Annotated in this window: 23 protein-coding genes; 12 read left to right on the top strand and 11 right to left on the bottom strand. The window is 40.6% G+C overall.

What is annotated here, in order from left to right:
• Positions 1-84 precede the first annotated feature (84 nt).
• From RM544_RS03175 to RM544_RS03155, 5 genes are all read left to right on the top strand, one after another.
• Positions 85-285 carry a LapA family protein gene (locus RM544_RS03175; protein ID WP_311360319.1) on the top strand — a complete coding sequence of 67 codons (201 nt, stop codon included), beginning with the start codon at positions 85-87 and terminating at the stop codon, positions 283-285.
• 2 nt (positions 286-287) lie between these two features.
• On the top strand, positions 288-899 hold the full coding sequence (locus tag RM544_RS03170; RefSeq protein ID WP_311360318.1) for a class D sortase: 612 nt from the start codon (positions 288-290) through the stop codon (positions 897-899).
• Positions 900-921: 22 nt separating this feature from the next.
• The gene (locus tag RM544_RS03165; protein WP_311360317.1) at positions 922-1,416 is read left to right on the top strand and encodes a hypothetical protein; all 495 of its coding nucleotides are present in this window, start codon (positions 922-924) and stop codon (positions 1,414-1,416) included.
• Between the two features lie 90 nt (positions 1,417-1,506).
• The gene (locus RM544_RS03160) at positions 1,507-1,866 is read left to right on the top strand and encodes a hypothetical protein (protein WP_311360316.1); all 360 of its coding nucleotides are present in this window, start codon (positions 1,507-1,509) and stop codon (positions 1,864-1,866) included.
• Between the two features lie 272 nt (positions 1,867-2,138).
• A complete protein-coding gene (locus tag RM544_RS03155) occupies positions 2,139-2,573 on the top strand; it encodes a hypothetical protein (protein WP_311360315.1) in 435 nt (144 codons plus the stop codon).
• A 63-nt stretch (positions 2,574-2,636) separates the two neighbouring features.
• On the opposite strand, the gene RM544_RS03150 is transcribed toward RM544_RS03155, so the two are convergent.
• Genes RM544_RS03150 through RM544_RS03120 form a run of 7 tightly spaced genes read right to left on the bottom strand, consistent with a single transcriptional unit; the run spans position 2,637 to position 8,828 of the window.
• The gene (locus RM544_RS03150) at positions 2,637-3,329 is read right to left on the bottom strand and encodes a hypothetical protein (protein WP_311360314.1); all 693 of its coding nucleotides are present in this window, start codon (positions 3,327-3,329) and stop codon (positions 2,637-2,639) included.
• Positions 3,326-4,660 carry a mechanosensitive ion channel family protein gene (locus RM544_RS03145; RefSeq protein ID WP_311360313.1) on the bottom strand — a complete coding sequence of 445 codons (1,335 nt, stop codon included), beginning with the start codon at positions 4,658-4,660 and terminating at the stop codon, positions 3,326-3,328. The genes RM544_RS03150 and RM544_RS03145 overlap by 4 nt, the downstream gene beginning before the upstream one ends.
• A gap of 8 nt (positions 4,661-4,668) precedes the next feature.
• Positions 4,669-5,526 (bottom strand): mechanosensitive ion channel family protein, encoded by an 858-nt coding sequence (locus tag RM544_RS03140; RefSeq protein WP_311360312.1) that lies wholly within the window; start codon positions 5,524-5,526, stop codon positions 4,669-4,671.
• Between the two features lie 50 nt (positions 5,527-5,576).
• Positions 5,577-6,164, bottom strand: coding sequence for a sigma-70 family RNA polymerase sigma factor (locus RM544_RS03135; protein ID WP_311360311.1), 588 nt, complete (start codon positions 6,162-6,164; stop codon positions 5,577-5,579).
• Positions 6,165-6,175: 11 nt separating this feature from the next.
• On the bottom strand, positions 6,176-7,018 hold the full coding sequence (locus RM544_RS03130) for a mechanosensitive ion channel family protein (RefSeq protein WP_311360310.1): 843 nt from the start codon (positions 7,016-7,018) through the stop codon (positions 6,176-6,178).
• Positions 7,008-7,304 carry a hypothetical protein gene (locus RM544_RS03125; protein ID WP_311360309.1) on the bottom strand — a complete coding sequence of 99 codons (297 nt, stop codon included), beginning with the start codon at positions 7,302-7,304 and terminating at the stop codon, positions 7,008-7,010. Before RM544_RS03125 ends, RM544_RS03130 begins: the two co-directional genes overlap by 11 nt.
• Before the next feature lie 54 nt (positions 7,305-7,358).
• Positions 7,359-8,828, bottom strand: coding sequence for an OmpA family protein (locus RM544_RS03120; RefSeq protein ID WP_311360308.1), 1,470 nt, complete (start codon positions 8,826-8,828; stop codon positions 7,359-7,361).
• Between the two features lie 156 nt (positions 8,829-8,984).
• On the opposite strand from RM544_RS03120, the gene RM544_RS03115 reads away from it, so the two are divergent.
• Both RM544_RS03115 and RM544_RS03110 read left to right on the top strand, forming a co-directional pair.
• On the top strand, positions 8,985-10,325 hold the full coding sequence (locus RM544_RS03115; protein WP_311360307.1) for a magnesium transporter: 1,341 nt from the start codon (positions 8,985-8,987) through the stop codon (positions 10,323-10,325).
• Between the two features lie 34 nt (positions 10,326-10,359).
• Complete coding sequence (locus tag RM544_RS03110; RefSeq protein ID WP_311360717.1) at positions 10,360-11,430, top strand: DUF21 domain-containing protein; 1,071 nt, start codon at positions 10,360-10,362, stop codon at positions 11,428-11,430.
• A 52-nt stretch (positions 11,431-11,482) separates the two neighbouring features.
• Here the strand turns inward: RM544_RS03110 and RM544_RS03105 are convergent, their stop codons facing one another.
• Together RM544_RS03105 and rimK are read right to left on the bottom strand one after the other, a co-directional pair.
• The gene (locus RM544_RS03105; protein WP_311360306.1) at positions 11,483-12,451 is read right to left on the bottom strand and encodes a calcium/sodium antiporter; all 969 of its coding nucleotides are present in this window, start codon (positions 12,449-12,451) and stop codon (positions 11,483-11,485) included.
• Positions 12,452-12,511: 60 nt separating this feature from the next.
• Positions 12,512-13,417: a 30S ribosomal protein S6--L-glutamate ligase gene (gene rimK / locus RM544_RS03100; RefSeq protein ID WP_311360305.1), complete on the bottom strand. Its 906-nt coding sequence runs from the start codon at positions 13,415-13,417 to the stop codon at positions 12,512-12,514.
• A 312-nt stretch (positions 13,418-13,729) separates the two neighbouring features.
• Between rimK and RM544_RS03095 the strand changes: the two genes are divergently transcribed.
• The 4 genes from RM544_RS03095 (at position 13,730) to htpX (ending at position 16,551) form a co-directional block, all read left to right on the top strand.
• On the top strand, positions 13,730-13,948 hold the full coding sequence (locus tag RM544_RS03095) for a lipopolysaccharide assembly protein LapA domain-containing protein (RefSeq protein ID WP_311360304.1): 219 nt from the start codon (positions 13,730-13,732) through the stop codon (positions 13,946-13,948).
• A 59-nt stretch (positions 13,949-14,007) separates the two neighbouring features.
• Positions 14,008-14,733, top strand: coding sequence for a hypothetical protein (locus RM544_RS03090; protein ID WP_311360303.1), 726 nt, complete (start codon positions 14,008-14,010; stop codon positions 14,731-14,733).
• A gap of 230 nt (positions 14,734-14,963) precedes the next feature.
• On the top strand, positions 14,964-15,560 hold the full coding sequence (locus tag RM544_RS03085; RefSeq protein WP_311360302.1) for an exopolysaccharide biosynthesis protein: 597 nt from the start codon (positions 14,964-14,966) through the stop codon (positions 15,558-15,560).
• A 127-nt stretch (positions 15,561-15,687) separates the two neighbouring features.
• Entirely contained in the window at positions 15,688-16,551 is an 864-nt protein-coding gene (gene htpX / locus RM544_RS03080; protein ID WP_311360301.1) for a protease HtpX, read from the top strand.
• Between the two features lie 253 nt (positions 16,552-16,804).
• On the opposite strand, the gene RM544_RS03075 is transcribed toward htpX, so the two are convergent.
• Together RM544_RS03075 and RM544_RS03070 are read right to left on the bottom strand one after the other, a co-directional pair.
• Positions 16,805-17,623 carry a hypothetical protein gene (locus RM544_RS03075; protein ID WP_311360300.1) on the bottom strand — a complete coding sequence of 273 codons (819 nt, stop codon included), beginning with the start codon at positions 17,621-17,623 and terminating at the stop codon, positions 16,805-16,807.
• A gap of 109 nt (positions 17,624-17,732) precedes the next feature.
• Positions 17,733-18,533 carry a SprT-like domain-containing protein gene (locus RM544_RS03070; RefSeq protein WP_311360299.1) on the bottom strand — a complete coding sequence of 267 codons (801 nt, stop codon included), beginning with the start codon at positions 18,531-18,533 and terminating at the stop codon, positions 17,733-17,735.
• 195 nt (positions 18,534-18,728) lie between these two features.
• Here RM544_RS03070 and RM544_RS03065 point away from each other — a divergent pair, with 195 nt between their 5' ends.
• Positions 18,729-21,788, top strand: coding sequence for a Tn3 family transposase (locus tag RM544_RS03065; protein ID WP_311360298.1), 3,060 nt, complete (start codon positions 18,729-18,731; stop codon positions 21,786-21,788).
• The last annotated feature ends 167 nt before the right edge of the window (positions 21,789-21,955 follow it).

The raw sequence follows: 21,955 nt of genomic DNA, 5'->3' as shown, positions 1-21,955 counted from the left end.
AATTGTGACTCCACGGATTTATGCATCGTCTATCGCTTCAGTTATCAATTAAATATTGTTGTTACATGGTTATAAGGAAGCCTTATGCGAATTAAATTATTTATTTACAGCATCGTATTGTGTTTATTCGCAATTTTTATTATTCAAAACGCAAGCATGGTTGGCATTAAGTTCTTTTTTTGGGAGTTAGAGTTACCACGAGCGATGGTATTGATTGTGTCGTTTTTGCTGGGCGTACTGTTCTGGGCATTATTCCCGTTAAAGAAAATATTAGGTAAAGATTAGCCATGTCTATGTTTTCAACGTCCAATTCACACAAAGTGAAAATAAGCAGCGTGATTGAACTCTCGTTATGGATATTTGCGCTGCTATGTGTGGGAAGTTTCATTGGAAATCACTTTTACGCACACGCACAAACGCAAGCGGTTAAAGAGAGTTATAGCGAGATAAAAGGTCCACTAAATGAGGAAGTTATAGACAGTAAGACAGAAGTCGAGGATGAGACCATTGGATTTTTCAGTATGGCGTCACTTGACATAGAAGCCGCTATTACAAACGGGACGCAGGACGCGGCACTTGATAAAGGCATAGGACGCGTAAGGGGCACTTCTTATTTTGGTTTGCCAGGTAATGTGGCCCTTGCGGGGCACAGAGACACTTTTTTTCGCAACCTGCAACACGTAAAGGTAGGCGATGAAATTGAAGTCAAGCACGGCAGCACCGTAAGCCATTATGTAGTGACGGGTTACAAAGTAGTTGAGCCAACAAACACATCAATCTTGATGGACACAGAGCAAACGACATTAACTTTAATAACGTGCTTCCCATTTAATTATGTGGGCAGCGCACCACAACGATTCATTGTATTTGCAACAAAAATTGCACCAAACGTGCACTAACTTACTTAAAAGGAAACGAAAAATGAAAAAATTATTAACAATATGTGTTTTAGGTGTGTGTTTGATGTCACCATTTTCAGACGTGAAAGCACAAGATTCAATCTTGGAAGACAGTTATATTACCACACAAGAGTTTTTTGAGGCAGAAGTCATGCGTGTCAAACGGGCCGACAGAGTAGTAGTTGTCCGTGGTGCCAATAAAGGTGATATTCGTGAGTTTTTTGTACCAGAGGGTGCTGAAATCACCATCAAAGGCAAAAAAGCGCGATTGCGTGATATTCGCAAAGGCGACGTAATGTTGATCACTATGTCACCCAAAACAGAGCGCATCACTATCGCGAAGATACGTGTACCAGAAACGGAAATGACACTAACAGAACGAAGAGAAGCGCCAGTAGAGGAAGTGTTGCCTGCTGTGTTACCTCAAACGGCCAGTAGTTGGTACTCAATCTTGTTCTTAGGCGGGTTTGCAGCTTTCTTGGCCACTGTACTAAGAATACGCAAGGTTGTCTCGTAAACTAAACTATCTGAACGTGCGGGCAAATTAAGTTTGCCCGCCATTTATCTAGAAGCCTTGAAATGCTTTAGATTTAAGGAAAAAAATCAGATGAAAACGGAAATTAAAGACAAAATAAAAAGTAATTTTTCAACCAAAGAAATCATTGGTATTTCGGCTGTATTTTTTTTCATGTTTGCGATGATAATTGGGCAACTTGTGTATCAATCAATTAAGCGAAATTCTGTTAAGTCATTTGAAACTGCGGGTGTTGCTATCAGTGCAGAGGTAGTAAAAAAACCATTGGGTGCGAAACAAACACGGATTGTGACTAGCACAGGTACATACTTCGTCAAAGACATTGCCGTTTTAATCACCGGCAACGAAATGATAGTTGAACATCGCTATAACGGTGAATCCGCCCTTTGTGACAAACAAACGCAAAAATGTGTTTGGCTCATTCGTCCTTAAATGAACTTCCCTTTATCAACTTTTTAAAACACCGCCGCTTTCTTTACCAACTAGTTCGAACTAACAATATGTGCTTGCGTGCAACAACAGACACACAAGCGATAAATTGGGCTAGTTGGTTTTTTCTCTCTATATGATTAGTTCCGTGACCCCTGCCCTATACAATTATTGATTTATCAACAAAAATACAAAATTTTAAAATTTATCGCCGTCATTCAAACAATAAATCCACTACAATCGCTCTGAAGTGTTAAAAAGGAACGCATAAATTAATGAAAACAAGAATAAGCAATACCGTGTATTGGCTGATAGCCCTGCTCTTTTTATATACCGGCTATACTCTCTCACAAATCAATTACATGAATATCGAATGGTTCTCTCGCTCAGGCTGTTTGATTGTCATATTAGGCGGGTGGGCAAGTTTTGGCGTTGTGTTTAAAGAAAAACTGCTCATTCAACGCATGAACTGGAAACGCAATCAAGCACTGAATAAATCTAAATATAAATTTTTGAAAGCCAAACATCACGAAGCGTTGAGCCATGACGAGGCGGCCGAAATAAACGAGCTGCATGATAAAGAATTGGCCGCCCAACTTGAGCATCTTCGTCTATCTGTGGGAGCTTTAGAAGCTTCCCTGTTGATTGGCGGTACGCTGGTATGGGGATTTGGTGACATTTTCTTGCTTTATCTGAACTCTGCGCTCTAAAAGAAGAGACAGCCAATGACTTCCTCTATAAGCGACCAGCATGAAGCTACTAAGGCTTAAGTTTTAAAACGTCATAACAACATGCATCCCGAACCAGAAGATATTCTGTCGATTTTCAGCTTCATTTTTAATAACAGCGCCACCAAATGATTGTTCAAATATGGCGTTAACGGCTATATCAGCAGACACATTGAATGCTTGCTGTGTACCCACTCTAAAATTATTAAAGCCTGATTGCAGTGAGCCGGTATACCCGTTGTCAAATGCTGCGCCAATGTAAGGTGTCACAAACCATAGCTCGTGAAGCGCAACCCCTTTCTGAATACCCACTTCAGAAAATAGTCCTGCTTGTTCTATGCTATATAGTAAGTTTACATATGGCGATATAACACCTTCTTGAAATGCGACCATATCGACAGAAACCTCTGTATCACTGATTTTATCCTTGAAAAAGGCTAGCTGAGTGATACCAATCACATAGTCGACCTGATTGATCGTATTTTGATAGGCAATCGTCACGTTTAGCTCGTCGTAGCTCACCTTATCATTGGCGGCGACGCCGTAAAGTGCATGAATCGACCAATGCTCATTCATCGCATGATTGAACCCTGTCCAGATAATGCCACCTTGAGGCAAGTTGTCTCGTCCCTCTGTCACATATTTACTGTCAATCCCAACACTTATTTCAGTCTGTGCCAGAGCGTTCATGGGAGACAACAGTAAAAAATAAGCGCAAAACACAGTTATAGGCTTCATTTGCCAGCACCTTTAATAGCATGGTTGGGCTGACTTCCATCGTTTAATATCCTTACTTCCCTTTGCGGGAATGGAATTTCAATGCCGTTTGCTCTGAGTGTTTCAAAGATGATCAGCATCAAATCTCCCCCCACACGATTTTTACCGTCATCAATGCCGAGCATCCAAAACTCCACAAACATGTTTACACCTGAATCGCCGAAACTATCAATTTCACAATCGGGTCTCTCTTCAAATGGCACATCCTCTCCACTTATCACTTGCGGATGCTCGGCTACCGCTGTTTTAATAAATTCTACCATTTTGCGAATGTCGGTCGCATATGGCACAGAAAAATCAACTCGGTAACGTTGTTTTGGATCTTTATGTGTCCAGTTGATCAACAGTGAAGATATGAATTTTTCGTTCGGTACCAAAATGTCCTTACCATCATACGTTTCCAATACGGCATAGCGCATTTTAAATTCACGTACAAAGCCTTTCTGTCCATCATCTAACTCAACAAAGTCACCCACCGTAAGTGATTTATCGAGTAGAATTATAATACCCGAGATAAAGTTTGAGGCGATAGATTGAAGGCCTAGACCAATACCCACACCTAAAGCACCACCAAACACAGCCAACGTTGTCAGGTTTATACCCATAATGTTCATCAGTAATAACACAACAATACAAAACAAACTGACTTCGAATAATTTAGTGAAGACTTCTTTAGTGGGTACATCTAAGCTTTTTTGGTTTTTAATGACCGCTTTACCAAAGGTGCTAGATTCTCTACCCAACCAAAATAGAAAACCGCCAAAAATGAGCACTCTTGCCACGCCGTATGCTGAAATACTTAAATTGCCAAGCTCAATGGACATGTTTCGGAGCACCGCAACAATAAAAGGCAAAACATCGATTAAATGTAAAAATAAAATGGGGAGTAAAACCCAGCGAAACGCGAGTCCAAGATGACGTTTTGTCACGAATGCAGTGATGAGCGAATTGACAAAAATTAAAATAGCAACCGTAAATGCGGTTTGTATAAGCCACGGTGAGTATTGCAAACTTTCACCAACGTGTGTCGAGATTTTCAACAGCGTGATGGCTAATATTGGGAATATCATATCACCTAAACGATAAAGTAACTTTTGGCTTGGATGTGCTGTTTCTATCGGGATATTGTGAGTAACACCAATGCTGTGCCTCAACTTGAAAGAAAGACCATATGCGGTTGCATAAATGATAAAAATGACCAAAAGTTGAACGTAGGTCAGCCCGCTACTTAATGACAACATCAGCGTTTGTATAAGCGCATCAAACTCGGTTTGTAAAGCTTCAATATTCATAATCTAGTTCACTTGTTTATGTTGAGCGACAAACTACCGTCAAGATGCAAATCTCGCTGCGGATAAGCGATGGTAATTTGGTGAGTTTCAAACAATTTACATATGGCATACCGTACTTCACTTCTAGCATATCGCCGCTCGCTTTCAGCCGATGCGTCCATCCAAAAATACACTTCAAACATAAGAGCGTTATCCCCGAAATCATCAAAAAATACGGCGGGCGCGGGGACTTTTAGTACGCAATTCAAAGTATTTGTTGCCTCCAAAATTAAATCTCTGACTGTGGTGACAGGCGAGCCATACGCAACACCGACCCTTACAGAAGTGCGTGTCAGGGTGTCTATGAGCGTCCAATTAGTCACCGTGTTCTCGAGTAAAAAACTGTTGGGGACTAACATATGTACGCCATCAACCCTTCGAATCCTAGTGGAGCGGGTATTAATCGCCTCTACAGTACCTCTGGCTGAGTCAACTTCCAGCGTATCGCCAATGCGAATTGGCCGCTCCCACATCAATATCCAGCCACTAATAAAGTTATTGATAATATTTTGCGCACCAAAACCAACGCCTATGGCAATTGCGCCTGAAACAAATGCAAAAGCCGTCAATGGGATATTCATAAGATCAAGTGTTGTGACAAACAAGACCACTAAAAATATGACCTGAACAACCCTGTTAACAAGATGCACAGCATCGGGCGCCATGCCTCTTTTAATTAAGATATAGGGGATAAATTTAGCAAGTTGTTTAAGCAGCCATATGCCGCCAAAGACAACTAGAGGTATTATCAACACCACCATGAGCGTAAACTTGTAGCCCATGGCGGTGAAAAGCTCAGTATTGAGAAAAGTTAGCCACTCATTCATTGTTGTTTGCCTTTGTAAATGTGAGGGCTCAGATTTTCATAACTGCATCATTAATCTGAGCCTCGTTTATTATTTGTTTCTTCTACTTTGTCTAGCGCTCGTTTGTAGCGCATTTTCACTGTACTTAGTTTTTGATCGACAATGTGTGCAATGTCAGCAAATTCGAGACCACCAACCACTCTAAACACTATAATTGAGCGGTCTTCAATGCTGAGCGTGTCTAACCATTTATCAATGTGTTTTTTATTATCGTTAGTGTCATCATTCTCTTGCTCAGCAGCAACGTGAGCGGCCTCATCCATATCGACTAAATCCAGTTGTTTCTTTCGAAGCTTAGATAGCGCTAAATTATGGGCAATTTTATACACCCAGGTTTTAAAACTGGCGCGCTGCTCAAATTGCGCAATGTTATTAAAAACATTGAACATGGCGTCACTAACCGTTTCCTCTGCTTCTTCCATAGAGCGTAAATAGCGATAACATATTTTTACCAAAGGCTTATGATATCGATGAAAAAGCACCTCATAGGCTGCTGTCACATAGGGCAATTGAAGCTTAGCTATTCGCACTAACTCACTATCGTCCATTTGTGACAACCGATCAGAGACACGATTGTGCTCGTGCTCTGTAGCTTTCATTAGTCTTCCCTTTATTTTTTATCACTTAACCTGATTATGGTGAATTGCTTGTTGAGTAATTCTTGATTAGGGATACTAAGCTGCTCACCGTCCTTGTTTTCGATCAGTGTGTTGACAGTACTCACCATGACAACATTGCCGACAAAGCCATCTATCTTGACTTCGTCTCCTGGTAATAACTGCTCTCTTGCGTAAATACCAGACACAATACTATTGGCAACTTCTTTACTGCCAAGACCTAATGCAAGGGCAAGCGCAATCCCCAGACTAGCGATAAGAACAGTAAAAATGGTGTTAAGTAATTCTGTCTCAAGCTCTAGCTGACCGACAACTAATGAAAATGTAATAAATAACACTAGGATCTGAAGAACACGGCCTACCGACGAGCCATATTCGACGCCCAAGTTGCTTAAGGACGTCTCCACTTGTGATTTTCCTTTAGAGGCAATGAATAGACCGATTAACGCGATGACAAGGGCACCGAATATTTTAGGCAAGTACAACACAAAGTCGTCTAATATCGCTGAGAACCTATCTAAACCTAGAGTGTCTGCCGCTGCCACCAAAATAACGAGCACAAAAAAGATATGTAAGATACCACCCACTAACTGTGAGGGTGTAGACTTAAAACCGAGGGTTTTGAGGCCTTTTTCAATGCCTAGCTTGTTACACAATTTGTTAAAGCCGACTTTTTCGACCAGCTTTGCTACCCACTTCGTCACCAATTTCGAAAGGTATAGCCCAATGACTACAACAATAATAGTTGCAATTAGGTTGGGCATAAAGCCAGCTATTTCTGTCCAAAATTTAGAAAGTGCATCACTAAAAGATTGAGTCCACGCGTCAATGTTCATTATTGTTCCTATTGGTTGATTTCTTTGAATTGGTTTTTTTTGTTACTGTTCTAGTACTTTTGCTGGCTTTTTGTTTATGCAAAGCCAATCTTCTTTTGGCTGAGTATGCTGAGGCACCAAACCCTAAAAATAGGACCCACACCCACCCAACAAAGATACTCATGACATCCTTGGCCGCAGTCGTTTTTTTCGTTTTATTCAAGACTTTTTCAAGCGCGATATCTTCGTTCTTGGGCTCTGGATCATCTGCCCATAGTGCTTTTAGCCTGTCTTCTTCGCTACTCATGCTCAACTCCAAAAAATAAGGCGGTCTTATATTATAAGCCGCCCCACTTGCGTATTATTTATTCACTATCAATATTTCAACACGTCTATTTTCAGCGCGCCCCTCAGGCGTTTCATTAGATGCTACTGGTTTATCTTTCCCAAATCCAGTAAACGTCACGCGGCTGTTTTCAATTTCACTGACTTGAGTAATAAAGTTAGCCACGACTTCTGCACGCGCTTTAGATAACGCCAAATTCAATTCAGCACTACCTGTTGCATCAGTGTGCCCAGACACAACAACATCGGCATTGGGGAAACGTTTGATGGCGTCTGTAATTTTATTAAGCATCACAAAATTAGACGATTCAATTTCGCTACCACCTGATTTAAAGGAGAAACCGTGGGCTCGGATAAGCACATTATCACGCTGACGATAAACAGTTGCTTCTTGCTCAGTAAACATTGATTGCACTGCGCTAAATCGAGCATCGTCTGCTTTTTTCGCCGCAATTTCTTTTTCACGCAGCAGTTGAGCTTGCATTAACGCTTCGGCTTTATCTTTCGCTAATTGACTCTCTCTGTTTTTTGATTCAGTGGTGAGCGATGCAAGTTTAGCTTCTGTCTGACTTAGTTTCGTCGTGATCATCTCATTTTTAGTTGCCAGCGAGGCAACTTGCTCTCGTAGACTAGCCACTACCTCTTTATTCGTATTGTTGAACTGCACAGACGAATTAATGGGCGACATTATTGTGCTAAGTTGATCTTGATACCACAGAATTTTTTGCTCTTCGTCAAAATCCGCGTTTTCAAAAATTGAATTGATATCGGCAATCCCTTCAGCCTGTTTTATTAACCAAATAGCACGGTTGGAGTGAACGTTTGCTTTGGCAGTATCAGTTCTATTTACTTCCAAAGTGTCGATGGCTAATTTTAATTCATCTTTAGCTTTGGCAATTGTGCGAGGCGCGACATCATCTAAATCATTTTTTTCTGCTTTTTTAACGGCATCTTGTGCAAAGCTCAACATATTTTTTTTCAAGGCTGACAGCTCAATGGCTAAATATTGATTCTTAATCGCTTCAATATCGCGAACCGCACGTGCGTCTTGACCTAACTCAAGTTGAGCGATGGCTTTGGCAAATGCTTGCTCAGCTTCTTTAAACGCTTCTGGTGAGGCTGTGGCCGCATTTACACTTAAGGCTTTTTCGCGAGCGAGTAATACCTCTTCAAAAGTGTACTTCGCCTTGTCTGATTGAACCCTGGCCGCTTTGGCTCGTGCAACAGCTTCTTTGGCAAGACCAGTGGCATTAGTTTTACCTGCTTTAGCATCTTTTAATGCAGACTCATATACTCGCTGCGCTTCTTTCATCTGCTCTGGCGCAAAAAATGCCAAATTATCGGCAGTGGCTTTTTGCAACAGCATATTGGCTTCACTGATAATTGGGTTTTGCTGAAAAATATCTTTTTCATTGATTGAGGGAGAAGACGCGCAGCCTCCTAATAATGCTACCGCAAGACTGATACTGATTATTGTTCGTTTCATTTGTGTATTTCCTTCACAAAGCTTCGCCGATATTGACGTTTGCTAGTAGAGACGAGACTAAAATTGAATAAGTCACAACAATTTAAAAAACTTTTTGTGACTTTGCGCGCAGGTATATCGTCTAGGGACTCAGAGCCTAAATAAATAGAGAATGTGATGTCTGAACATTTGTCAGGATTAATTAATGATGCACTACATCTATCAAAGGATGAAGAGACATCCTCCGAGCTGAAAGTAAAACTGTCTCAAACTGATACAAATGACACGGCATTGTTGTTGGAATCAGTGCCAATAGATGAGCGTGTTTTGCTATGGGAAGCGCTTGCCAACCACAAAAAGGTCGATGTACTTGTTGCGATGCGCGACGACGCTCGTATAGCGTTGATAGAAGCCACTGAGCTAGAAGAATGGGAAGCATTATTTATAGATGTTGAAGCAGAAGTTGTGCTTGAACTAGTCGACTCGTTGCCCAAAGAAGTACTGTCCATCGCTTACTCTGCGATGGATAGGTTGCAGAAACTCTATTTTTCTTCTGCCATAGAATACGCTGCACAGGAGGTTGGTCATTGGATCAATCACAATTTCTTGGTGTTACCGCTCAATGCAAAAGTGAGAGACGGTGTCCGATTATTAAGACGAGACTTACCCGCGCACACAGATGCGATTTATCTGATTAATCGTGCGGGCGGTTTTTCTTATGCGGTGCCTATCACCAAGATATTTAGTTCACCAGAGCATATCCATTTAGTCGATATAGCGCTTGAGGACTATCCAACAATACATGCAAATGAAGCTTGTCATGTTGCTGCAAAACAAGTGTTGCTATCTAACTATAGCGCATTGCCGGTTGTCAGTGCGGATAACAAATTGCTTGGCCGTATTGATTCAAAAACCGCTAGTGAACTGGCGTTCGAATATTATGAAAGACAATTGATGGCAGGTGCCGGTATGGATGAAGATGAAGATTTATTTTCACCTGTTAGAAAAAGCGCGAAAGGGCGAGCAGTATGGCTAGGTATCAACTTATTGACAGCTTTTTTAGCCAGTGCGTTTATTGGAGTGTTTGAAGCTACACTTCAACAAGTTGTCGCGCTGGCGGTGTTAATGCCAATTGTGGCAAGTATGGGGGGTATCGCTGGTAGTCAAACACTCACTTTGATTATTCGAGGTTTGGCTTTAAAACAAGTCACTTCAGGCAATGCGATGGCATTGCTGATAAAAGAACTGAAAGTGGGTGGATTAAATGGCATTATCTGGGCGCTCGTCATCGGAGTGATAGCCGCCCTTTGGTTTAACATGCCCCTAATTGGCGTTGTCATTGCGTGTGCGATACTGCTAAATATCATTGCCGCTGCGCTTGCGGGTGTATGTATTCCCATTATATTGGATAAATTGAATATTGATCCTGCGCTATCAGGATCTGTGATCTTAACCACTGTGACTGATATCGTTGGGTTTGTTGCATTTTTAGGCCTCGGAACGTGGCTATTACTTTAAAACAGAAGGAATAAATAACGTGGATGTATTTGGTTTGGAGCAAGATGTACTCATTTGGATCGGCATCATGTTTTGTATAAGTCAGTCAGCTATGTTTTCGGGGCTCAACTTGGCGTTCTTTTCGCTAAGCCGATTACAGTTAGAAATGGAAGTGAGTCATGGCAATAAAGCCGCCGCTAAAATACTTAAATTACGAGAAGATTCCAATTTTCTGTTAACCACGATTTTGTGGGGCAACGTGGGTATAAATGTATTACTTACTCTGTTGTCGGACTCTGTGTTAGTTGGCATGAGTGCGTTTGCATTTTCAACAGGCTTTATCACCATATTTGGTGAGATATTGCCACAGGCATATTTTTCTCGAAATGCAATGAGGATGGCCTCTTTGATGTCACCCGGTCTGCGTTTTTATCAATTTGTATTGTATCCCGTTGCCAAACCATCAGCGCTTATATTAGACGGCTGGTTAGGCAAAGAAGGTGTTGAATATATGCGAGATCGCGATCTGCGGCGCGTTATTAAACAACATGTCGATGCAGATGAAGCGGAAGTTGACCATATCGAAGGCATTGGAGCACTTAACTTTTTAGCAATTGACGATGTAAAAGTATCGCAAGAAGGCGAACTACTTGAACCAAGTTCAATTATTAAGCTTCCCACAAAAGTGGATTTTCCTATTTTGCCCAGCTATGTTCGTGAAAGCTCTGACCCCTTGTTACAACAAATCAATGCCAGTGGCCATAAATGGGTAGTGTTAGCAGATGAGGAAAATGAACCCTACTTAATCTTAGATGCTGATGGTGCGTTAAGGGCTGCATTATTTAACCCTGATGGCTCTTTCGATATTTACGATTATTGCCACAGGCCGCTTATTGTTAAAGACGAAACCTTAACGCTAAGTGATGTCATTTGGCATTTAAAATCGCAGGAATCGTTAGATGTACATCATGACGGTACGATTGATGTTGATGTGGTTTTGGTGTGGGGTGAACATCCGCGCATCATTACAGGTGCCGATATTCTTGGGCGTTTGTTAAAAGGTGTCACGTCTAAAAAGCCAGAAATTAGTGTCAGTAGTATCCAAAGTGAAAATAAAACATCATGATTTCAAAAAGCGCGAAAACTTGATGTTGAGGGTTTTAGCGCTTTTATGAGGTCTAATTATTTATCGAGTAAAGCAAGAAAGTGTTGTAAACAATAAAGCTAAGTACTAGGATTCCGCCCTCTTTTCGACTGATTGCACCCAGTTTTTTGTATCCATATGCCATAACCAATAGCATCAAGCTCGTTGCCAGCATAACAGGCCAATCACGGTAAACTAGCGCATCATCCACGGGGATTGCGCCAAAAATACCAGAAAACCCAACCACTGCCAGCATATTGAACATGTTTGAGCCAATAATGTTACCTATGGCAATATCATGCTCACCTTTTTTAGCGGCTGCTATTGTCGCCGCTAATTCAGGTAAAGAAGTACCCAACGCAATAATCGTCAGCCCAATAATTAGATCGCTAATCCCCATTTTAACGGCAATAGATTGAGCGCCCCAAACGAGTATTTTGGCGCTTAACAATAAGAGTAATAAACCAATGATTAACCAAAACGTTGCGCGACCTCTACTCATCAATGTCGATGCCAACTCAGTAGATACATCGCTAGCTAACTCGTCGCTACGGTGTTGTTTGGCGGTTAACACCGACCATACGATTAATGCTACAAACCCTGCCAACAGTAAAATAATGTCAATAAGCGATAATATATTGTCGAAGATCAGCCACCCCGAAAAAAGTACTATCGCCAACAATAATGGGAGCTCTTTTCTCACAATTTTTGAACTGACAGTAATTGGATAAAGAATTGCCGTTAGTCCTAGCACGAATGCAATGTTAATTATGTTGGAGCCATATGCATTGCCCAAAGCGATATTTGGATTTCCCTCATAAGCAGCAAATACCGATACCATCATCTCTGGCGCAGAGGTACCAAAGCCTACAACGAGCATACCGATGAGTAGCGGAGAAGCGCCTGCATATTTTGCACTTACCGCAGCGCCTTCGACAAATCTCTCTGCACTATAAACTAATAAAACAAGTCCCAGCAACACAGCAATTATTTCAACATACATACGCTTACCCTCTTCTAAGTAGCCGGTTTAGCCTTATCACTTAATGGTAATGAGTGTTTCCTAACCTTTACCCACCGTTTTATTACTGTTGGGTTTTGCTCGCTTTTCAATAAAGCTATAGATTAAACCTGCAACATCTTTTTTAGTCGCAGTCTCAATGCCCTCCAGACCAGGAGATGAATTGACTTCCATTACAACAGGTCCTCGAGATGATCTTAGCAAATCTACACCACACACATTCAAGCCCATTATTCCTGCTGCTTGTACCGCGGTCGCCCTCTCTTCAGGTGTTAGTTTCACCAATACAGCACTTCCACCACGATGCAAGTTAGAACGAAACTCACCTTCTGCTCCTTGGCGTTTCATGGCTGCAACCACTTTGCCACCTACCACAAAACACCTTATGTCTGCTCCCCCTGCTTCTTTTATAAACTCTTGAACAAGGATGTTTGCCTTTAACCCCATAAATGCCTCTACAACAGATTCTGCGGCCTTTGAGGTTTCTGCTAGTACAACGCCAATCCCTTGTGTACCCTCTAGCAATTTAATGACAACAGGTGCCCCACCCACGTTTTTAATAAGGTCTTTTATGTTATCAGGGCTATGCGCAAAACCAGTCCTTGGTAAGCCTACGCCCTTTCTTGACAACAGTTGCATAGAACGCAATTTATCTCGTGAGCGGCTTATCGCGACCGATTCATTCACACAAAAACTCCCTGTCATTTCAAATTGTCTGACAACAGCGGTACCGTAAAAAGACACAGAAGCACCAATGCGGGGGATCACAGCATCATACTGCGGTAATTCTTTACCTTTGAAACGGACAACAGGACGACTACTGGTAATATCCATATAGCAATGCATGGTGTTTATAATATCTACTTCATGCCCGCGGGCTTGGCCTGCTTCTTGAAGTCTACGAGTAGAATATAGTTTTTTGTTGCGTGATAAAATGGCGATTTTCATGTTAAGCCTTCTATAGGTTGAGTTGTTGCGTGTAATAATAAAGATAGACGCATGCTATAACCTATAAGTCACAACCAATATGCAAGCCATTTAGTTTATAAACAAGCATGCTGATGATTTTAAGCTTCAAGATTATTCCATTTTTTTGGTTACCGACATGATTTGCATGTGCTCAATTTCAATGACTGACGAAAAATGCGAACACAAATTCACAATAAACAATTTTAGTTTGTGACTTATATAGCAAACCTGTCGTCTTTACGCACAACCAATGCATGATTTGTGATTTGCAATCATTTAAGAGACCAAAAAATGAGAAGACTATCTTTCTTAATATCAATGTTATTGATTGGTATTTTTTTATACAGTGCGCTTAAGAACGGTGATTCTGCGACAGTTGCTTTCCTTGACTGGACATTACACTTGCCACTAGGCGCCTTAATCTGTTTAGTGTTTGCAGCCGGTGCAGCAGCCGGTATTTTACTAACACATCCACTGCATCGGTTTTTTGGCCGCCGTTTTACTCACTAGTGAACGTGCCCTCCTGGGGCACTGAACTTTCTTACAATTTTCTATAAAGGTTAATATCCGTGGACTTCATAAGCCTAAGTATGCGCATATGTTTAATATTAGTAATAACGTCATTTGGCGCAAACGCATCAAATACCGGAGGCGTGCCAGCTCCGTCAATGACACCTTTTGAAAAAGGAATAGGTTATCGTTTTGCTTTTTCGCCGAATAATGAAGACTTTTCTCAAGTAGGTCTGCATCGTTTTCAGTATCAGCAATCCTTTGACGAAAAGAGTCGATGGCGACTCATTGCTCAGGTGAGAGATATAAACAACACAACGCAATATGATGAGCTAAGAGTGCAATACCTTTGGTTGATTGATAAATCACAAGGGCAAACAAGAGAAAGTGCATTTCGTATTGATGCAAGAACAAGGCGCGGCAGCAGACCTGAACAACTCGCCTTAGTCTGGACGAATAGATGGCGATTTGCAGAAAATTATTCATTTACCGGTGCAATGATTGGCAACTGGCAAATAGGAGATACCGCCAAAACAGGTACATTAGTAGAAGTTCGATTGGCTCTTCAAGCGAAACTCGCCAATGGCGGTGCGATTGCCCTACAAACTTTCAGTGACATGGGGAAATTGACCAATATGGGAAGTTTCAATCAGCAGCGCCACTCGGCTGGCTTTATGTACTCCATGAGGGTCAATGCAGTTAACCTGCAAATTGGGTATTTAAAGGGCATCACGAGTGCAACAACTAACGACACTGTTCGATTTTGGATGGATTATCGCTTTTAATTTTGAACACAAAATCTAAATAAAGTGTGACTTGAGCAGAATTAACAGCGTCTATTATTGATGAAAGAGCTTTTAGTTAGGGAGAAGGCAGTGCAAAGACACTGCCGAGTTTGCCGACCATTTCATCAAAATGCTCACATCAAGGACTCGTTCACAGTCAAAATAGGTGTAGCTGAAATGGTCGGTTTTTTATTAAACTCATACAAAACAATCGTCGGGCTCAAAGATAGATGCAACCTATTATCACACCTGTAGAAACCATCTCGCAAAAGTTTACACGTATTATCCACTCGATTGAAGGGGACGATATTACTATCAATAGCTTGTTGCTCGAATTACAAAAACGTTCTTTTGGTGGCGTATTTTTATTATTGGCGGTCGTCAGTATCATCCCTGCAATCAACACGATAACCGGTTTGATGATAGTGGTAGTGGGAATACAGATGGCGCTTCAATATCCTGCACCATACATTTTCAGCTCTTTGCGTAAACGCACGGTGCAAAAAGAAACCCTAGAACAAGCGTTTAAGGTTATATCCCGTGTATTAGAAAAAACTGAACGGCACGCAAAACCTAGATTAACCTATATCTTCAAGCCGTTTTTATTAAGTGTCCTTGGCATAGCAATAGCCGCATTAGCGATATTCATTACCCTGCCTATTCCCTTTACTAACTTCCTACCTATTGTTTGCATCACCATACTATCAATAGGATTATTAGAAAAGGACGGACTATGGGTTTTAGTTGGTTTAGGGTTTACTTTGCTTACGATGATCATTTGTGTGGTAATAATTGTGGTTCTTTTGCAAAGCCTCACACTTTTTTAATTCACTTGTGACTTGGCCAGTAAACATATCGTCTACCACTATGTCGAAACAAGCGATATCGTAGTCGCGACCCGCTTTGACAAACAAACGACAACATAATTAAACATATTTTTACAGGAAATTGGATATGCTAAGAATTGCGCTATTTTTAGGTACAAACATAGCGATAATTGCATTGTTAAGCGTGACATTTAGTCTACTTGGTTTTGAAGGCTTATTAAAAAATAACGGTGTTGACCTCGACCTTCAAGCACTGCTGGTTTACGCGGCAGTGATTGGCTTTGCTGGTTCATTTATCTCACTTTTCATCTCTAAGTGGATGGCTAAGCGAGCGATGGGAGTTATGGTTATAACGCAGCCACGAACAAACACCGAAAGATGGTTGTTAAATACTGTTAAAAACCTTGCAGAAAAAAGCAACATACCTATGCCTGAGGTAGGTATATTTCAAAACCCCTCGCCCAATGCGTTTGCAACAGGCGCGAGTAAAAACAGCTCTCTTATTGCTGTAAGCACCGGACTGCTAGATGTTATGACCGACAACGAGGTAGAGGCTGTGTTGGCGCATGAGGTTGCGCATGTCGCGAATGGAGATATGGTAACAATGACTCTAGTACAAGGCGTTGTGAACACCTTTGTTATCTTTTTATCTCGGGTTATTGGTTTTATAGTTGACCGGGTCATATTTAAAGTAGAGCGAGGACACGGTCCAGCATTCTGGATAGTATCGATTGTTGCTGAACTGATCCTTGGTGTACTAGCGATGATGATCACTATGTGGTTTTCAAGATATAGAGAGTTTCGTGCAGACAAACTAGCCGCGCAACTTGTTGGCAAACGCAACATGCGCGCCGCATTAGAGCGTTTGCAAATGTCATCTTCGCCCAAGATCCCAGATGATATGGCGGCCTTTGCGATTAATGCAGGAAAAGTAAGCAAACTTTTTTCTAGTCATCCTCCAATTCAAGCTAGGATTGATGCATTAGGATAGTATTCAAAATTCATTGATGAGGTGTATTCTTAAGTGGGGGCAATATATTTGCTCCCATGCTCTTTGACAAAAGACCGCATCAATAGCGCTTGTTATTATGAGAAAAGCTTACTAATTAATTGATTATTTTTAGACTGTTAACATCACTTTAAAAAAGCTGATGGCTAATGGCAATCCAAATATCGTGCGCGAACCTAAACAGAAGTTTGGATGACTTTGTCTTAAAATGTTAGCACTCTGAGAATTCTATATTTTACATCCTAGTTTCGTTCTTTATTTTACGCCTAGCATTTTTAATCGCCTCATCCGAATAAAGATTATCTACTTCAATGTCCAACACTACATTCAGTATATCGGCAAGCGCAGCATTACTGAATCTGAAATCATTGGGTAACTGTCTGCTGTGGTCTTCAAAACGAGCATCAAAACACGCGACAAAATTTTTCACGACACTTGTCCTAGACGAAAGCACTTTACTGGGAAAATAATAATGTGAAAATTCACCATCATCTTCTTCATACGCTTCAAACGCCTTAAGAAGGTGAATTTTAGAAGGCCAATATTTACCATCAAATCGCCCTGCTAATTTTGATAGTTCAGGCGCGATATATTTCCCAAACAAGGGGATATTCTCACCAGCATCTTGCAGCGCGCTTAAGGCGTCTTGATAACTTCCTCTTTGGTATCCAGCTTCATTCAATAACGAGGTCTGTATCTCGTAACATTTCGCAAGTTCGCCACATAGCGTGACAATTTTTTTAGTTACCGCATCTAACTTCGCCGATTGGTCTTTCAATTCTTGGATGGTATCCATTGCGAATTCGTGGCTAGACCAAATGTGTTCAAGTATGAGAAATACATGATGTCTGTTCTGACTATGGTGCTTTTTATCTAAATAGCCGTATTTATTAATAAGTTCTTCGAATGGTTTTTTGAGTTCTTCTGCACGCTCAATAATAAGTTGCATTGTCGGCCACGAAGACATCCAGATTTTGTCTTGTTGATATGATTCAAGTTCTCGCTGAATGTACGCTTTACAAAATGCAGTTGGTGAGGTTGTTGGTAATGTCATATTCGATTCTTCTCTTGTTTTTTTTGATATTACCAAGCTTTAATACTATGTCAGGATCTATAATCATCAATTTGTAGACCCTTTAGATCCTTTTAATTCTGACACTGGGCTAGCCTTTGATAAAAGGGCTATCACAGTCCCCACAAATGACATTTAAGGATGCTTTACCATATATTTTGGTATCGCATTTGGGGCATACATATTTTGATCGAGTTTGCTTCCTGGCGACTTCTTGAATAAAAAATGTCGATGGCATTGATGTATAGTTATCTTCATTATACGCCGTAGAACTGCTATTTAATCCTTGCTCTATCGACAATATGCTTGCATTTAATACTTCATCGGCACTAGCGAACTGCTCTACTCTATCAGATGACTTCGGCATAGGACCATCAATAATTACAGGCTCATAAAGCTTCGGAAGCGCCAGTCGGTCAACCCAATTCAGCCTGAACGATTCATCTTTTAGCAGCACTTCTGCTGCCTGCATAAAACGTCCTTGTTTCATAATAAAGTCACTCATCTGCCTGCCCACCACTGCGCCGCCAGGCTCGCCGGTTGTAGATGGCATCAACCCCACTTCCATCATTTTTTGCGCCCACTCTTTATTGTGGTAATGACCATCACTGGGATGACCAAAATGGAACTGCCATGCATGTACCATTTCGTGCACCAGTGTTTGCAATACTTCTATTATTCTGGAAGACGCAAAATAAGTTGGGTTAATACTTATCTCGCTACGCAATTCACCGTTTATATTGCCCCAGCGTTTTGCCGCAAAAAAGCCCATCACATTTTTCTTTCGTTGCAATGTAAATACGACCTGCGGCAATTGATCATCAAATAATGATTGATTGAAATGATTGTAAGCGTCAATAAGCGGTGCGTAAAGCTCGTTTGTAGGAGACATTGATACCAAAAAGTGTTCACTCAAATTACAAATATACAGTGTACACTACACCATTTAAAGGGGACTTGTTAGGCGATAGAGTTATACCAAAAAGAGTTTTTATTACAAAAACACTCATTTTATGTAGTGTACAATGCATATTTTTCGCGATAACGTAATTAATAGTGAGGTTTTAATAACGAAAAGGAATGAATAATGGCCAAAATGAAAGTGCTCTCTTCGGCTAGAAAGAGAGCGTTTGATAGCGTACCAAAGTTAACAAAAGAAGCAACTATTGGTTATTTTACCCTAGATATTGAGACTAAGAGAATATTGAATAAAATGCAATCCGACGTAGCGAAGGTCGGGTATTTAGTGTCAAAAGCATATTTTCAAGCTAAGGGTCGGTTTTTTGAATCCAGTCGTTTTCTTGAAGCGGATATCAAAAGAGCGACGAAAGCGCTAGGACGCAAGCAAGCCATTGATTTCACTTTATACACACCGGATAAAGCGTCGAGACATAAAAAACAAATACTAGCGCAACATAACTGGCAAGCGTTAACATCTGATACACTGTCAATTCTCGCTCTGCATGCAAATAGTCTCGTTGACATAAGAATGAACAAAGAAGATATTTTGTTTACTCTGGTTTCTTCTTGCTGGATACGTCGTATTGAGATCCCCTCCTACAATCAACTGGTCGACATCATTTCAACTGCATTTCAAGCATATGAGGTACGCATGCTTGGCAGAGTAAACGAGTCACTGCCGAGTAAAAAGAAAAAGGCGTTGCTATCTTTTTTTAATTTGCACTCACACCTATATAGTGTCAGAGAGCTAAAAAGAATTGACCAAGGCTTAGGACAGCGTAGCCTTAATCAAAACGCACAAATTTTACAGCTATTTGGTGAACAATTTTACGCTCTACTGCCTACTTACAAAAAAATTGAATTGACAGATGCGGCCATTCATCATTTCGCCGATGCTATATATTTAGGAAATAATGACGAAATTAGACGCCTGAAAAATGACAATAAACAATCATTGTTCTATCTATCGTTTATTTACGATCAGTTTTACAAACGGCAAGACTTTGCAGCAGATGCCATAATAAAAGTTGTGAAGCAGTTTACTAATAGAGCCTCTGGTAATGAGCGAGCAAAGCGAGATGAGCAGAGAGTCACTACTCTAGAAGCAAATAAAACAATTCTCAACAGTGCAAAAGATGCAAAACGAGTACTTGAACTTGTGTTATCTATTACTAAAGATAAAGCCTTGTCTTTTGAGGAGCGCAATGAGAGAGCACATCAGTTAATAACTGCATTCTTTAGTGCGGAAAATCCAGACTTTGATAAGCATTTAGAACGTGTCGGCAACAGTATTGTCAAACAAACAACACATGCTGATTACTATCGCGCATTGTTTGAAAATAGTATCAAGCTTCAAAGGATGCTAGGTGCGTTGGTTACATCAATGAGCTTTGACAAAAAAAGTAAAAATCAACCGTTGATTGACGCCCTTAATTATTACTTGTCTAAACCTAAGACTATTGACGATGATGCGCCTCGCGCTTTTTTAAGCAAAGCAGAATTATTACATCTTGATGCAGAAGACGACATCAACCCGTTAAATAAATATCGGGCTTTCCTCTTTATGTCTATCGCAAAAGGATTAAAAGATAAATCATTAACGCTTTTACATTCCTATCGTTACCTGCAAACACCAAGCTACATGATAAGCACCAAAGAATGGGCTAATCATCGTCAACGTCTACTTGCAGCCGCTTCTCTAGAAAAATTTGCAGACGGCTACGCTGTTTTAAAACGTATCGGTGAAAGCGTCACTCACCGTTTTAATAACGTTTCAGCGCGCATAAAGAAAGACGATAATCATCATTTTACCGTTAAAGAAGATGGCAGTTGGCGTATACGTTATCCAGATCCAGAATTCTCCATCGCTAAATTCATTCCGACAATATTGGGTGCTTCGCGCTCAGTCACCATTCAGGATGTCATGTTTGAAATTGAGCGACATACCGAGTTTTCGAATTGCTTTCGAAATCGACTCCCTCGTTCTGGCAATACTGAAGTTGATATACGGTTGCTATTTGCAACTATTTTAAGTCTGGGCACAAACCTTGGGCATACTGAGTTAGCCCGAGCAAGCAAGTTGTTTTCAGAAAAAGCACTTAAGGATACTGAAAATAGTTGGGTATCGATTGCCAATTTACAAAGAGCCAATGATTGTCTCGTGAAAACAATCCAATCATTAGCATTACCGACAATATACAACGAAAGCGATGGGAGACTTCACTCGAGCAGTGACGGCAAAAAAGTGGTGGTAAACGTCAATTCTCTGTTGGCCAATTACTCATACAAATACTATGGAAAAGAACAAGGTATAAGCGTTAATAGTTTTCTTGACGAAAAACAATCCTTTTTTCATGTTAACGTTTTAACCTCTTCAGATAGGGAGGCCCCCTATGTTCTTGAAGGACTTGTAAGCTCTAAAGCAACAATTACAGAGGATGAAATTATTGAGCACTATCACAGCACAGATACTCACGGATACACAGAAGCAGTATTTGCCGGCCTCCACTTAATGGACGTTTCTTTCGCGCCTCGGATAAAAAATGTTCACGAACAAACACTTTATGCCTATGGATCGCAATCTACAAGTAAGCATTTTGATTCACCCATAGCCCCAAAAACACAAATCAATAAAAAATTAATATTAGACAATTGGGATGATATCTTGCGCCTAATGGCTTCAATGAAATTAAAACGTTGCAGCGCTTCCCAGATGCTGAAGATGCTCTCAAGCAGCGAACGCGACAATACAGTATACCGAGCCTTCAAAGAGTTCGGCAGACTCCTAAAAACGCACTTCATACTGAACTACATCGATGATGAAGAATTAAGACAGAAAATTCAAAAACAACTCAACAGAGTAGAACTAGGTCAAAAACTAGCTGACAAAGTGCTATTCGGAAGAAATGGAAAACTACAAGTTGGTCTGCATGATGAAATACAGCTTGTGATGGCAAGTAACACGTTAATTAGAAATATGATTATCCTTTGGAACTACCTGTTTTTGTCTGACTACTGTTTATCACTCGACACTTTCGAAGAAAGAGATAGCGTTGTAAAGTCAATCTCGACAGGTTCAGTCATTTCATGGGCGCATATAAATTTTATGGGGATTTATGAGTTTAACCCTGTTGCTAGCAGCCAATTTAAATCGACACTCAAACAAATGAGGAATGTAGTTTTGTAATAAAATCGAATAATTAATCCATAAATTTCATAAAGTTATGCGGAAACATCATAAATTAGTGACCTAAACGGTAGTTCAGCCAATAGTTAATGCTTTTGCAAATCCTTGAAATGATTGAGATGCATCATATAAATCTAGACGCCCATCATTTGCATCTCCATGATGAT

It is taken from the genome of Brumicola blandensis (genome assembly GCF_031846165.1).
Lineage (GTDB): Bacteria > Pseudomonadota > Gammaproteobacteria > Enterobacterales > Alteromonadaceae > Glaciecola > Glaciecola blandensis.
This window is presented reverse-complemented; position numbering and strand designations above follow the sequence as displayed.